This is a genomic window from Shewanella metallivivens (genome assembly GCF_028750675.1).
Lineage (GTDB): Bacteria > Pseudomonadota > Gammaproteobacteria > Enterobacterales > Shewanellaceae > Shewanella > Shewanella metallivivens.
The window spans coordinates 614185-628796 of sequence record NZ_JAQQPZ010000013.1 but is presented as its reverse complement, the minus strand read 5'-3'; the positions used below and the strand labels follow the sequence as shown (position 1 = coordinate 628796).

11 protein-coding genes are annotated in these 14612 nt (G+C 44.0%); all 11 read left to right on the top strand.

What is annotated here, in order from left to right; genetic code table 11:
- Nucleotides 1-53 precede the first annotated feature (53 nt).
- The 11 genes from tuf (at nt 54) to rpsG (ending at nt 14579) form a co-directional block, all read left to right on the top strand.
- On the top strand, nt 54-1238 hold the full coding sequence (tuf, locus tag PQR79_RS15445; RefSeq protein WP_238107603.1) for an elongation factor Tu: 1185 nt from the start codon (nt 54-56) through the stop codon (nt 1236-1238).
- A 267-nt stretch (nt 1239-1505) separates the two neighbouring features.
- Nucleotides 1506-1877: a preprotein translocase subunit SecE gene (gene secE / locus PQR79_RS15440; RefSeq protein WP_238107602.1), complete on the top strand. Its 372-nt coding sequence runs from the start codon at nt 1506-1508 to the stop codon at nt 1875-1877.
- A gap of 10 nt (nt 1878-1887) precedes the next feature.
- Complete coding sequence (nusG, locus tag PQR79_RS15435) at nt 1888-2439, top strand: transcription termination/antitermination protein NusG (protein WP_188923168.1); 552 nt, start codon at nt 1888-1890, stop codon at nt 2437-2439.
- Between the two features lie 129 nt (nt 2440-2568).
- Nucleotides 2569-2997: a 50S ribosomal protein L11 gene (rplK, locus tag PQR79_RS15430; protein WP_238107601.1), complete on the top strand. Its 429-nt coding sequence runs from the start codon at nt 2569-2571 to the stop codon at nt 2995-2997.
- A gap of 4 nt (nt 2998-3001) precedes the next feature.
- Nucleotides 3002-3703: a 50S ribosomal protein L1 gene (gene rplA / locus PQR79_RS15425; RefSeq protein ID WP_238107600.1), complete on the top strand. Its 702-nt coding sequence runs from the start codon at nt 3002-3004 to the stop codon at nt 3701-3703.
- Between the two features lie 274 nt (nt 3704-3977).
- Entirely contained in the window at nt 3978-4478 is a 501-nt protein-coding gene (rplJ, locus tag PQR79_RS15420) for a 50S ribosomal protein L10 (RefSeq protein WP_188923170.1), read from the top strand.
- Nucleotides 4479-4532: 54 nt separating this feature from the next.
- Nucleotides 4533-4901 carry a 50S ribosomal protein L7/L12 gene (gene rplL / locus PQR79_RS15415; RefSeq protein ID WP_238107599.1) on the top strand — a complete coding sequence of 123 codons (369 nt, stop codon included), beginning with the start codon at nt 4533-4535 and terminating at the stop codon, nt 4899-4901.
- A gap of 232 nt (nt 4902-5133) precedes the next feature.
- Nucleotides 5134-9165 (top strand): DNA-directed RNA polymerase subunit beta, encoded by a 4032-nt coding sequence (gene rpoB, locus PQR79_RS15410; protein ID WP_238107598.1) that lies wholly within the window; start codon nt 5134-5136, stop codon nt 9163-9165.
- An 82-nt stretch (nt 9166-9247) separates the two neighbouring features.
- Nucleotides 9248-13474, top strand: coding sequence for a DNA-directed RNA polymerase subunit beta' (gene rpoC / locus PQR79_RS15405; protein ID WP_238107597.1), 4227 nt, complete (start codon nt 9248-9250; stop codon nt 13472-13474).
- Between the two features lie 177 nt (nt 13475-13651).
- Complete coding sequence (gene rpsL / locus PQR79_RS15400) at nt 13652-14026, top strand: 30S ribosomal protein S12 (protein WP_025823559.1); 375 nt, start codon at nt 13652-13654, stop codon at nt 14024-14026.
- 82 nt (nt 14027-14108) lie between these two features.
- Entirely contained in the window at nt 14109-14579 is a 471-nt protein-coding gene (rpsG, locus tag PQR79_RS15395; protein WP_160056453.1) for a 30S ribosomal protein S7, read from the top strand.
- Nucleotides 14580-14612 lie beyond the last annotated feature (33 nt).

Sequence of the window (14612 nt, the reverse complement as noted above, 5' to 3'; positions counted from 1 at the left end):
ATTTTTACTATATCTGTGTTTTCATCACCAAACTATTGGATTGAGGCAATACCATGGCAAAAGCTAAATTTGAACGTAATAAGCCCCACGTAAACGTAGGCACCATCGGTCACGTTGACCATGGTAAAACAACTCTTACTGCAGCTATCTCTGCAGTATTGTCTAAGACTTATGGTGGTGAAGCTCGTAACTTCGCTCAAATCGATAACGCTCCAGAAGAGCGTGAGCGCGGTATTACCATTAATACTTCTCACATCGAATATGACACACCTTCACGTCACTACGCACACGTAGACTGTCCAGGTCACGCGGATTATGTTAAAAACATGATCACGGGTGCTGCACAGATGGACGGCGCAATCCTAGTAGTAGCAGCGACAGATGGCCCAATGCCACAAACTCGTGAGCACATCCTACTTTCACGTCAGGTAGGTGTACCTTTCATCATCGTATTCATGAACAAGTGTGACATGGTAGATGACGAAGAGTTACTAGAATTAGTAGAAATGGAAGTTCGTGAACTTCTATCAGAATACGACTTCCCTGGTGATGATTTACCAGTAATCCAAGGTTCTGCATTAAAAGCGTTAGAAGGCGATGCAGCATGGGAAGGTAAAATTATCGAGCTTGCAGAAGCACTAGACTCTTACATTCCAGAGCCAGAGCGTGACATCGATAAGCCATTCCTACTACCAATCGAAGACGTATTCTCGATTTCAGGTCGTGGTACAGTGGTAACAGGTCGTGTTGAGCGTGGTATCATCCGTGTATCTGACGAAGTAGAAATCGTTGGTGTTCATGCGACTACTAAGACAACTTGTACTGGTGTTGAAATGTTCCGTAAACTGCTTGACGAAGGTCGTGCAGGTGAGAACTGTGGTGTGTTATTACGTGGTACTAAGCGTGATGACGTAGAACGTGGTCAAGTACTAGCTAAGCCTGGTTCAATCACGCCTCACACAACGTTCGAATCAGAAGTATACGTGTTATCAAAAGAAGAAGGCGGACGTCACACTCCATTCTTCAAAGGTTACCGTCCACAGTTCTACTTCCGTACAACAGACGTAACTGGTACTATCGAGCTTCCAGAAGGCGTGGAAATGGTAATGCCTGGTGATAACATCAAGATGGTTGTTACACTAATCTACCCAATCGCGATGGACGACGGTTTACGTTTCGCTATCCGTGAAGGTGGCCGTACAGTTGGTGCTGGTGTTGTAGCTAAAATCATCGCGTAATAGCGACTTTAGTGAACACTGAAAAAGGAAGCTTCGGCTTCCTTTTTTGTTTTTAGATAAAAAAAACAGATTAATTGGTTTTTTTATCTAATTTGTCGCGCTAACTTTACCTGTATTGTTGCGAACAAAGCTGAATAAGAATACAATCTATGGCCGATTTTTGACCCTGTGCTTATGCATTTTCTGGGAAAGCTCGGAAATGCGGATTTGGTAAATATGCTGTTTACCAAGCTAAGCTCAGGTCGTAGTGAGTAACGGAATTAACCGATGACAACAAATACTGAAAACCAGAGTAATTCTTTGGATATCGTTAAGTGGAGCGTAGCAGCATTGCTCATCGCTGCCGCTGTTATAGGCAATCAATTTTATGCAGATGCTAGTGTTGTGGCACGTGTTGCTGGGGTAATTATTGCCTTTGCTATTGCAGGTGGTATTGCATTGCAAACTATCAAAGGTAAGCAAGCATTATCATTTGCTCGCGAAGCACACATTGAAGTGCGTAAAGTGGTATGGCCAACTCGCCAAGAGGCGCTAAACACTACATTTATTGTACTTGCAGCAACAGCTGTAGTGGCACTGATCCTTTGGGGATTAGATGCTGTATTGTTACGAGTAGTCAATTTAATTACTGGCGTATAGGCATCTAAAAATGACTGAAGCTACAGAAGCGAAAAAAAGATGGTATGTAATTCAAGCCTTTTCGGGTTATGAAGGTCGTGTGCTTAAAACACTGCTTGAACATATCAAAATGCATAACATGGAACACTACTTTGGTGAGATTTTAGTTCCTACTGAAGAAGTGGTAGAAATGCGTGCGGGTCAGCGTCGTAAAAGCGAACGTAAATTTTTCCCTGGCTATGTACTCGTTCAGATGGAAATGAACGATGAAAGCTGGCACTTAGTAAAGAGCATTCCACGTGTAATGGGCTTTATTGGTGGAACATCTGATCGTCCAGCGCCGATTTCTGACAAAGAAGCTAATGCTATTCTTCAGCGTCTACAAGATACCGTTGAGTCTCCAACTCATCGCGTGATGTATGAACCAGGTGAAGTAGTTCGCGTATGTGATGGCCCATTTGCTGACTTTAACGGCACTATCGAAGAAGTTGATTACGATAAAAACCGTGTTAAGGTTTCGGTAATGATCTTCGGCCGTTCAACACCAGTTGAGTTAGACTTTAATCAGGTTGAAAAAAGCTGATTAAAATAACTACAAAATAAATATTGTTTGCGGGTGCGTATTTTACTATAATTCGCACCCGTTGTTTTGAGGGGAGCAAATTGGCATGTCGCCGAGATGCGTTTGAACCCAAATAGAGGAAATGTCGACATGGCAAAGAAAATTGAAGCTTATATTAAGCTACAAGTAGCAGCCGGTGCTGCAAACCCGTCTCCACCAGTTGGTCCTGCTTTAGGTCAAAAAGGTGTGAACATCATGGAATTCTGTAAAGCATTCAACGCTCGTACTGAAAAGTTCGAGAAAGGCATGCCAATTCCTGTTGTTATCACTGTATATAACGACCGTTCTTTCACTTTTGAAACTAAGACTCCACCTGCGTCTTTCCTACTGCTTAAAGCAGCTGGTTTGAAATCAGGTTCTGGCCGTCCTAACACTCAAAAAGTAGGAACTATCAAGCGTAGCGCAGTTCAGGAAATCGCTGAAACTAAAGCCGCTGATATGACTGGTGCTGATATTGAAGCGATGATTCGCTCAATTGAAGGTACTGCACGTTCAATGGGTTTGGTAGTAGAGGACTAATATAATGGCAAAGCTAACTAAGCGCGCTCGCGTAATCCGCGAAAAAGTTGATGCAACTAAACAGTACGACATCAACGAAGCAGTAGCACTTTTAAAAGAACTAGCAACTGCTAAGTTCGTAGAAAGTGTTGACGTAGCTGTTAACCTTGGTATCGATCCTCGTAAATCAGACCAAAACGTGCGTGGTGCTACTGTACTTCCACACGGTACTGGTCGTGACGTTCGTGTTGCTGTATTCACTCAAGGTGCAAACGCTGAAGCTGCTAAAGCTGCTGGCGCAGAACTAGTGGGTATGGAAGATTTAGCTGAACAAGTTAAAGCTGGCGAAATGAACTTCGACGTAGTTATCGCATCACCAGACGCAATGCGCGTTGTTGGTATGTTAGGTCAAATCCTAGGCCCACGTGGTTTAATGCCTAACCCTAAAACTGGCACTGTAACACCTAACGTTGCAGAAGCAGTTAAAAATGCTAAAGCTGGTCAGGTTCGTTACCGCAACGACAAAAACGGTATTATCCACACTACTATCGGTAAAGTGGATTTCACCGCTGAACAGTTGAAAGACAATTTAGAAGCGTTAGTGTCTGCACTGAAAAAGGCTAAGCCTGCAGTTGCAAAAGGCGTTTACGTGAAAAAAGTAAGCATCTCTACCACTATGGGTGCAGGTGTTTCTGTTGACCAAGCTAGCTTGGAAGACATTAAGTAATTTTACAAAATGTGCGGATTAGTCTATAATGCGCGCACTTTGTGGGTTGAAGCTGTTTTTAGCCAATAATTATCCAATTACTGGCCAATAATTAGCTTCCGTCCAAGACCGCAGGCGTCAATCGTAAGGTTAACTTAATTTCCTGCGTAGACGGTGTCAGGCCCCAGCTAAATTTTTTTACTGGAATATCTGCACCGTAAGTAACTAGGTACATGTTGTGCTTAGTTTGGTAAATTCTAGGGGGATCCCTAGGTAGAATCCAGGAGTAAAGCCAATGGCATTAAGACTCGAAGACAAAAAGGCAATTGTTGCTGAAGTCAACGAAGCTGCCAAAGGTGCACTTTCTGCAGTAGCCGCTGATTCTCGCGGTGTAACTGTAGGTGCTATGACTGTTTTGCGTAAAACAGCTCGCGCTAATGGCGTTTATGTACGTGTAGTACGTAACACTTTAGCTCGTCGTGCTGTTCAAGGTACTGCTTTTGAGTGCCTAGCCGAAACATTCACTGGCCCAACTTTACTTGCTTTCTCTACTGAGCACCCAGGTGCTGCAGCGCGTCTTTTAAAAGATTTCGCTAAAGAGCAAGCTAAGTTTGAAGTTAAAGGTGCAGCTTTCGAAGGGGAATTTATCCCTGCAGCTGATATTGATCGTTTAGCGAAACTACCAACATACGAAGAAGCACTAGCTCAGTTAATGATGACTATGAAAGAAGCATCTGCTGGCAAGTTCGTTCGTACATTGGCCGCCCTTCGCGATCAAAAACAAGACGCCGCTTAATTTTAAGTCGGCCGCTTAATCAAATTGAATTCAGAACAATAGGAAATATTTCTAATGTCTATCACTAAAGACCAAATTTTAGAAGCTTTTGCAGCTATGTCTGTAATGGAAGTTGTTGAACTAATCGAAGCAATGGAAGAGAAGTTCGGCGTATCTGCTGCAGCTGCTGCTGTTGCTGTTGGCGGTGACGCTGGCGCTGCTGCTGAAGAGCAAACAGAATTCGACGTAATTCTTACTTCTCACGGCGACAACAAAGTAGCTGTTATTAAAGCTCTACGTGGCGCTACAGGTCTAGGCCTGAAAGAAGCTAAGACTATGGCTGAATCTTCGCCAATCGCTGTTAAAGAAGCGGTAAGCAAAGAAGAAGCTGAAGCTCTTAAAGCTGATCTAGAAGCAGCTGGTGCAGCTGTTGAAATCAAGTAAGCTATAACTTACTTGCTCACCCAAGCAATTGGGTGAAGGCTGGCGGTTTTTTAACCGTCGGCCTTTTTTGCGCTTTATGCGCAGGCGATTTTTATTCACCGTTTGTCGCCAGTTTTAGCAGTCCCTAGCAGAGATTACTGGTTAGGTTCTTGCCATCAACGGTGATGGGCAAACGTGCTGATTTAATTATATTATTTCAGTCTTGGTCACATCTCGTAAGCAGAGGAAACCCATGGTTTACTCCTATTCTGAAAAGAAGCGTATTCGCAAAGACTTTGGTAAGCGTCCAAAAGTTTTGGATATCCCTTATTTATTGTCTATCCAGTTAGACTCTTTTAAGAAGTTCACCGATCAAGACCCTACGGGTGAGCGCGGCTTAGAAGCTGCATTCCGTAGCGTTTTTCCTATCAAGAGCTTTTCTGGCTATTCTGAGCTGCAATATGTCAGCTACAAGCTAGGTGAGCCAGTTTTTGATGTGAAAGAATGTCAGATCCGCGGTGTTACTTATTCAGCACCACTTCGCGTTAAATTACGCATGGTGTTGTTTGACCGTGAAGCTGCTGCTGGCACTGTTAAAGACATTAAAGAGCAAGAAGTCTATATGGGTGATATCCCATTGATGACTGATAACGGCACTTTCGTTATTAATGGTACTGAGCGCGTTATCGTATCTCAGTTACACCGCTCTCCAGGTGTGTTCTTTGATCATGACCGTGGTAAAACCCACTCTTCAGGTAAGGTGCTGTATAACGCACGTATTATTCCTTACCGTGGTTCATGGCTTGATTTTGAATTCGATCCTAAAGATGCGTTATTTGTGCGTATTGACCGTCGTCGTAAATTACCGGCAACGATTATTTTACGTGCACTTGAATACTCTACTCAGGACATCTTAGATTTATTCTTTGAGCGTATTGAGTTTAAGATCAAGAAAGATTCACTTGTTATGGCACTTGTGCCTGACCGTTTACGTGGCGAAACGGCAAGTTATGACATTAAAGATGCTGAAGGCACTTTATTGGTTGAAGCTGGCCGTCGTATTACTGCGCGTCATATTAAACAACTTGAAAAAACCAACACCACTGAGCTCGAAGTGCCAGTTGATTACATTGTTGGTAAGTATGCTGCACAAGACTATATCGATGAAGATACAGGTGAAGTATTAGTTACTGCAAACAGCGAAATTACCTTAGAAGATTTAGCTAAGTTATCGCTTGCTGGTATTAAGAACATTGATACATTATTTATCAATGATCTTGATCATGGTGCTTATATTGCTGACACATTACGCATTGACTCTACAACTAACCGCCTAGAAGCTTTAGTTGAGATTTACCGTATGATGCGTCCTGGCGAGCCACCAACCAAAGATGCAGCAGAAGGTTTATTCCAAAACCTATTCTTCAGTGAAGAACGTTATGACTTATCTAAAGTAGGTCGTATGAAGTTTAACCGTCGTCTTGAGATTGCTGAAGACGAAGGTAACGGTGTGTTGTCTAAAGAAGACATCGTATCGGTAATGAAGAAAATTATCGAAATCCGTAACGGCTACGATGAAGTCGACGATATTGACCACTTAGGTAACCGTCGTATTCGTAGCGTAGGTGAAATGGCTGAAAACCAATTCCGTGTTGGTTTAGTTCGTGTAGAGCGCGCTGTTCGTGAACGTCTATCACTAGGCGATTTAAACGAGCTTATGCCACAGGACTTAATTAACGCTAAGCCAATTTCTGCGGCAGTGAAAGAATTCTTTGGTTCTTCACAGTTGTCACAGTTTATGGATCAAAACAACCCGCTATCAGAAGTCACGCACAAGCGTCGTATTTCTGCACTTGGCCCAGGTGGTTTGACTCGTGAACGTGCTGGCTTCGAAGTCCGTGACGTACATCCAACTCACTACGGTCGTTTATGTCCAATTGAGACCCCTGAAGGTCCAAACATTGGTCTAATCAACTCGCTAGCAAGTTTTGCTCGCACTAACTCTTATGGTTTCTTAGAAACACCTTACCGCAAAGTGGTTGATGGTGTGATTACTGATGAAGTTGAATATTTATCAGCAATCGAAGAAGGCCGTTATGTTATTGCACAGGCAAACATTGAAGTTGATGCTGACGGTCGTATGGTTGAAGAACAGATCGCGTGTCGTCATAAAGGTGAATCTACCTTTATGCGTGCTGCTGATGTTCAATATATGGACGTATCACCACAACAGATTATTTCTGTTGCGGCATCACTTATTCCATTCTTAGAACACGATGATGCTAACCGCGCATTGATGGGTGCAAACATGCAACGTCAAGCCGTTCCTACTTTACGTGCTGATAAGCCGTTAGTGGGTACAGGTATTGAGCGTACGCTTGCTGTTGACTCTGGTGTGGTTGTTGCTGCGAAACGTGGTGGTGTTGTTGACTACGTTGACGCTAGCCGTATCGTTGTTAAAGTTAATGAAGATGAGCTACGCCCAGGCGAAGCCGGTATCGACATTTATAACTTAACGAAATATACCCGTTCAAACCAAAACACCTGTATTAACCAACGTCCTTGTTGTTTCGTTGGTGAGCCAGTGGTTCGTGGTGACGTATTAGCCGATGGTCCATCTACCGATTTAGGTGATTTGGCTCTTGGTCAAAACATGCGTATCGCGTTCATGCCTTGGAACGGTTATAACTTCGAAGATTCGATCTTAATTTCTGAGCGCGTTGCGCAAGAAGATCGTTTCACTACTATCCATATCCAAGAGCTTTCTTGTATTGCTCGTGATACGAAATTGGGTAGCGAAGAAATCACAGCTGATATTCCAAACGTAGGTGAGTCTGCTCTATCTAAATTAGATGAATCAGGTATCGTTTACATTGGTGCAGAAGTGAAGGGTGGCGACATTCTAGTGGGTAAAGTGACACCTAAAGGTGAAACACAGTTAACCCCAGAAGAGAAACTACTCCGTGCTATTTTTGGTGAGAAAGCTTCTGACGTTAAGGACAGCTCATTACGTGTACCTAACTCAGTGAAAGGCACCATCATCGACGTTCAGGTATTTACCCGTGACGGCGTTGAAAAAGACAAGCGCGCGCTTGAAATCGAAGAAATGCATGTTCGCCAAGCTCGTAAAGACCTAGGTGAAGAGTTCAAAATCCTTGAAGAAGGTGTATTGAGCCGTGCACGTAACTTGTTACTGTCTGTAGGTTATTCTGAAGCTAAATTAGCCGAAATCCCACGTAAAGACGTGTTAATTCAAGTTATCGACGATGAAGCAAAACAAACTGAATTAGAACAGTTAGCTGAACAGCACGAAGAGCTAAAAGCTGACTTTGACAAGAAGTTTGAAGTCAAGCGTCGTAAGATCACCCAAGGTGATGATTTGGCACCAGGTGTACTGAAAATTGTTAAGGTTTACTTAGCCGTTAAACGTACCATCCAACCAGGTGACAAAATGGCGGGTCGTCATGGTAACAAAGGTGTTATCTCGAAGATCTGTCCAATCGAAGACATGCCATACGATGAAGAAGGTAACCCTGTAGACATCGTACTTAACCCATTGGGCGTACCATCGCGTATGAACATCGGTCAGGTACTTGAAGTTCACATGGGTGCTGCAGCCAAAGGCATTGGTAACAAGATTACCGCTATGCTTGAAGAGCAGCGTGAAATTGCCGAACTTCGTAACTACATCAAGCAAGTTTACGAGTTAGGTGACGACGTGCTACAGCGTGTTGACATTGATTCGTTTAGCGATGATGAGATCGTGCGTCTGGCTACTCACCTTAAAGGTGGTGTGCCGATTGCTACACCAGCATTCGACGGTGCTAAAGAGAAAGAGATCAAGCAAATGCTTGCTCTTGCAGGCTTACCTGAGTCAGGCCAATTAACATTATGTGATGGCCGTACCGGTAACGAATTTGAGCGTAAAGTAACTGTTGGTTACATGTATATGCTCAAACTGAACCATTTAGTTGATGACAAGATGCACGCCCGTTCTACCGGTTCGTACAGCTTAGTGACTCAACAACCATTGGGCGGTAAAGCTCAATTTGGTGGTCAGCGTTTCGGTGAGATGGAAGTGTGGGCACTTGAAGCATACGGTGCCGCTTATACTCTACAAGAAATGCTAACAGTTAAGTCAGATGACGTTAACGGCCGTACTCAGATGTATAAAAACATCGTCGACGGTAACCATCAGATGCAACCAGGCATGCCTGAGTCTTTCAACGTGTTGTTGAAGGAAATCCGTTCACTTGGTATTAATATCGAGTTGGACCAAGAGTAAGCATCGCACTTAAGCAATGTTTGGTAACCAAGGGTGCTTTGCATCAGCAAAGCACCTGGTTTAACTCCTTCAGGAGAGAAACGTGAAAGACTTATTAAAGTTTCTTAAACAGCAAAGTAAGACTGAAGAATTCAACGGAATTAAAATTGGTTTGGCCTCGCCAGATCTCATCCGTTCTTGGTCTTTTGGTGAAGTAAAGAAGCCAGAAACCATTAACTACCGTACATTCAAGCCTGAGCGTGAAGGTTTGTTCTGTGCGCGTATCTTTGGTCCGGTTAAAGATTACGAATGTTTGTGTGGTAAATACAAACGCCTTAAGCACCGTGGTGTGATTTGTGAAAAGTGTGGCGTAGAAGTTACCCAGACTAAAGTGCGTCGTGAGCGCATGGGTCACATTGAATTGGCTAGCCCAGTTGCCCACATTTGGTTCTTAAAATCACTTCCGTCACGTATCGGCTTAATGCTTGATATGACGTTACGTGATATCGAACGCGTACTGTACTTTGAATCATTTGTTGTGATCGAGCCTGGCATGACCACGCTTGAGCGCGGCCAAATGCTAACCGAAGAAACGTATCTTGATGCGTTAGAAGAATACGGTGACGAGTTTGAAGCTAAGATGGGTGCCGAAGCAGTGTTAGAATTGCTACGTGCTATCAACTTAGAAGAACAGATCGAACAAATGCGCGAAGAGTTGCCATCTATCAACTCTGAAACCCGTCGTAAAAAGGTGACAAAACGCCTTAAACTGATGGAAGCATTCTTCACATCTGGCAACAAGCCAGAGTGGATGATCTTAAAAGTATTACCGGTTCTGCCACCTGATCTACGTCCATTAGTGCCGTTAGATGGCGGTCGTTTCGCGACTTCAGATCTTAACGATCTTTACCGTCGTGTGATTAACCGTAACAACCGTTTGAAGCGTCTGTTAGATTTAGCTGCGCCTGACATTATCGTACGTAACGAAAAGCGTATGTTACAAGAGTCAGTTGATGCGCTATTAGATAACGGTCGTCGCGGTCGTGCTATTACCGGTTCTAACAAGCGTCCGCTTAAATCTCTTGCAGATATGATCAAGGGTAAGCAAGGTCGTTTCCGTCAAAACTTACTTGGTAAGCGTGTTGACTATTCAGGCCGTTCGGTAATTACCGTAGGTCCTACTTTACGTCTGCATCAGTGTGGTCTTCCTAAGAAGATGGCACTTGAGCTATTCAAACCATTTATTTATGGCAAGTTAGAAGGTCGTGGTTTAGCCACTACCATCAAAGCGGCTAAGAAAATGGTTGAACGCGAACAGGCTGAAGTATGGGATGTATTAGACGAAGTCATTCGTGAACATCCTGTGATGCTTAACCGTGCACCAACACTTCACAGACTGGGTATTCAAGCATTTGAACCTGTTCTGATTGAAGGTAAAGCAATTCAATTGCACCCGTTAGTTTGTGCGGCATATAACGCCGACTTCGACGGTGACCAAATGGCGGTTCACGTACCATTAACGCTTGAAGCTCAGTTAGAAGCTCGTGCGCTAATGATGTCAACCAACAACATTTTGTCACCAGCTAACGGTGAGCCTGTAATTACACCGTCTCAAGACGTGGTATTAGGTTTGTACTACACTAGCCGTGAATGTATTAATGGTCGCGGTGAAGGTATGGCTTTCTCTTCAGTTGCTGAAGTGGAAAAAGCCTACGCTACCGGTGCAGCAGAACTACATGCTCGCGTTAAAGTGCGTATTACTGAAACATCAATTGCAGCAGACGGTGAAAGAACTAAAGCCACTCGTATCGTTGATACTACAGTCGGCCGTGCTCTTTTATCATTGATCCTGCCAGAAGGCTTATCATATGATTTGGTTAACCAAAACATGGGTAAGAAGCAGATCTCTAAGCTATTGAACACCTGTTACCGTCAACTAGGCCTTAAAGATACTGTTATCTTTGCTGACCAATTGATGTATACCGGCTTCCGTTTTGCAACCATCTCTGGTGCCTCTGTAGGTATCGACGATATGGTTATTCCAGCTGAGAAATACACACTAGTTGCCGATGCTGAAGCTGAAGTACTTGAAATTCAAGAACAGTTCCAGTCAGGTCTAGTAACCGCTGGTGAGCGTTACAACAAAGTTATCGATATCTGGGCAAGTGCCAACGAAAAAGTTTCTAAAGCGATGATGGAAAACCTGTCAACTGAGACAGTGGTTAACCGTGATGGCGTTGAAGAAAAACAAGCCTCGTTTAACAGCATCTATATGATGGCTGACTCAGGTGCTCGTGGTAGTGCGGCTCAGATCCGTCAGTTAGCGGGTATGCGTGGTCTGATGGCAAAACCTGATGGTTCTATCATCGAAACCCCAATTGTGGCTAACTTCCGTGAAGGTCTAAACGTACTACAGTACTTTATTTCTACTCACGGTGCGCGTAAAGGTCTTGCCGATACCGCATTGAAGACAGCTAACTCGGGTTACCTAACTCGTCGTTTAGTAGACGTAGCACAAGACTTAGTTGTTATTGAAGACGACTGTGGTGTTGAGCATGGTCTAACAATGAAGCCGCTTATTGAAGGTGGTGATGTTGTTGAGCCACTACGCGAACGTGTTCTAGGTCGTGTTGTTGCTGTTGACGTATTGAAGCCTGGTACTGAAGAAGTGCTTGCACCACGTAACACACTGCTTGATGAAGCATGGTGTGACACGTTAGAAGAGAACAGTATCGATGAAGTGATTGTACGTTCTGTAATTACCTGTGAAACAGACTTTGGTGTGTGTGCTGCGTGTTACGGCCGTGATTTGGCTCGTGGTCATATTATTAACCACGGTGAAGCCATTGGTGTTGTTGCAGCACAGTCAATCGGTGAACCTGGTACACAGTTAACCATGCGTACGTTCCACATCGGTGGTGCGGCATCACGAGCTTCTGCAGAAAACAACGTTCAAGTTAAGAACGCGGGTTCTCTGAAGTTACACAATGCTAAGCATGTTTCTAATATCGACGGTAAGCTCGTTATCGTGTCTCGTTCTTCTGAGTTAGCCATCATCGATGAGCTAGGTCGTGAAAAAGAGCGTTATAAAGTGCCTTACGGTACCGTTTTAGAGAAATTGGAAGACAGTGAAGTGGCGCCAGGCGAAATTATCGCTAACTGGGATCCACATACTCACCCAATTATTTCTGAAGTAGCGGGTAGTGTTAAGTTTGTTGACATGATCGATGGCGTAACCATGACACGTCAAACTGACGAGTTAACAGGTTTGTCTTCAGTTGTTGTACTTGAAATTGGTGCGCGTACTTCAGCAGGTAAAGAATTACGTCCAGCCATTCGTCTCGTTGACGCTGATGGTAATGACTTAATGATCCCTGGCACTGAAGTTCCAGCTCAATACTTCTTACCAGGTAACGCGATTGTATCGAAAGACGATAACGCTAAAATCAACGTTGGTGACGCTTTAGCACGTATTCCACAAGAATCGTCTAAAACGCGCGATATCACCGGTGGTTTACCACGTGTTGCTGACTTATTCGAAGCGCGTAAACCAAAAGAGCCAGCAATTCTTGCTGAAATCTCTGGTACGATCTCGTTCGGTAAAGAGACCAAAGGTAAGCGTCGTCTAGTGATTACACCAGCTGATGGTGGCGAACACTATGAAGAGATGATCCCTAAATGGCGTAACTTAAACGTGTTCGAAGGTGAAAAAGTCGAACGTGGTGAAGTTATTGCTGACGGTCCAGAAGCTGCACATGACATTCTGCGCCTTCGTGGTATCCACAACGTAGCAAACTACATTGTGAACGAAGTACAGGACGTTTACCGTCTACAGGGTGTAAAAATCAACGACAAGCACATCGAAGTTATCATTCGTCAAATGCTACGTAAGTGTTTAATCACTACGGCAGGTGACAGTGAGTTCTTAGAAGGTGAACAAGTTGAAGTCTCTCGCGTGAAGATTGCTAACCGCGAACTTGAAGCGCAAGGTAAGGCTCCAGCAACGTTTGAGCGTGAATTACTTGGTATTACTAAAGCCTCTTTAGCTACTGAGTCGTTTATCTCTGCTGCATCGTTCCAGGAAACGACGCGCGTACTGACTGAAGCAGCTGTTGGCGGTAAGAGCGATCAATTACGTGGCCTGAAAGAAAACGTCATCGTAGGTCGTCTAATTCCTGCAGGTACCGGTTATGCTTATCATAAGAGCCGTAATGAAGAACGTGCGAAAGCAAGCTCATCAAAAGGCACTGAAGAGGTATCAACTGTCACCGCAAGTGAAGCTGAACAGAACCTAGCAGATCTACTAAATCTGGCTGGTAGCCAAGATTAAGTTAGTATTTTGTTAAAAAAAGGCGCCAAAGGCGCCTTTTTTATTGGAATTTGCATCAAAAGTTGGCTATTTCTTGACAGGCAGCCATTACCTTTCTAAAATTCCGCGTCCCACCATTGTGGGATATAGATTTTTCACACCTAATTGTTGAGTTTTAATCAACTGTCGGAGCTATACATGGCAACTGTTAACCAGTTGGTACGTAAGCCACGCGCGCCAAAAGTCGAAAAGACTAATGTGCCTGCGTTGAACGCGTGCCCACAAAAACGTGGTGTTTGTACTCGTGTGTACACTACAACACCTAAAAAACCTAACTCTGCACTACGTAAAGTAGCTCGTGTGCGCTTAACTAACGGTTTCGAAGTGACTTCGTACATCGGCGGTGAAGGCCATAACTTGCAAGAACACAGTGTAATCCTAATCCGTGGTGGTCGTGTTAAAGACTTACCAGGTGTGCGTTACCACACTGTTCGTGGCGCATTAGACTGTGCTGGCGTGACTACACGTCGCCAAGGCCGTTCTAAGTACGGTGCTAAGCGTCCTAAGTCTTAACGTATCCCGTTTAAGTAAGGCCAAGCTAGTATTTATTTGACATTCCAGTTTTGGAAATACCTGAAGCATACGGAGAATTGATATGCCAAGACGTCGCGTTGTAGGACAACGTAAAATCCTACCAGATCCAAAGTTTCACAGTGAGTTGTTGGCTAAGTTCATCAACGTCATTATGCAGGACGGCAAAAAGTCGACTGCTGAAAAAATTATCTACAAGGCGTTAGATGTTGTCGCTGAAAAGAAAAGCGAAAACCATTTAACTATCCTTGAAGCAGCTCTTGATAACGTTCGCCCTTCAGTCGAGGTTAAATCTCGTCGTGTTGGTGGTTCAACGTATCAAGTACCATGTGAAGTTCGTCCAGTGCGTCGTAACGCACTAGCGATGCGCTGGTTAGTTGAAGCTGCTCGCAAGCGTGGTGAAAAATCTATGGCTCTACGTCTAGCAGGTGAAATGCTAGATGCATCTGAAAACAAAGGTACTGCTGTTAAGAAGCGTGAAGACGTGCATCGCATGGCTGAAGCTAACAAGGCCTTTGCTCATTACCGTTGGTAATATGATGGAGCGGGCTTTTGCCCGCTCCATATT

Excerpts from the sequence above, each read along its gene's own strand:
- tuf (WP_238107603.1), top strand. The coding sequence starts at position 54 with ATGGCAAAAGCTAAATTTGAACGTAATAAGCCCCACGTAAACGTAGGC.
- secE (WP_238107602.1), top strand. The coding sequence starts at position 1,506 with ATGACAACAAATACTGAAAACCAGAGTAATTCTTTGGATATCGTTAAG.
- nusG (WP_188923168.1), top strand. The coding sequence starts at position 1,888 with ATGACTGAAGCTACAGAAGCGAAAAAAAGATGGTATGTAATTCAAGCC.
- rplK (WP_238107601.1), top strand. The coding sequence starts at position 2,569 with ATGGCAAAGAAAATTGAAGCTTATATTAAGCTACAAGTAGCAGCCGGT.
- rplA (WP_238107600.1), top strand. The coding sequence starts at position 3,002 with ATGGCAAAGCTAACTAAGCGCGCTCGCGTAATCCGCGAAAAAGTTGAT.
- rplJ (WP_188923170.1), top strand. The coding sequence starts at position 3,978 with ATGGCATTAAGACTCGAAGACAAAAAGGCAATTGTTGCTGAAGTCAAC.
- rplL (WP_238107599.1), top strand. The coding sequence starts at position 4,533 with ATGTCTATCACTAAAGACCAAATTTTAGAAGCTTTTGCAGCTATGTCT.
- rpoB (WP_238107598.1), top strand. The coding sequence starts at position 5,134 with ATGGTTTACTCCTATTCTGAAAAGAAGCGTATTCGCAAAGACTTTGGT.
- rpsL (WP_025823559.1), top strand. The coding sequence starts at position 13,652 with ATGGCAACTGTTAACCAGTTGGTACGTAAGCCACGCGCGCCAAAAGTC.
- rpsG (WP_160056453.1), top strand. The coding sequence starts at position 14,109 with ATGCCAAGACGTCGCGTTGTAGGACAACGTAAAATCCTACCAGATCCA.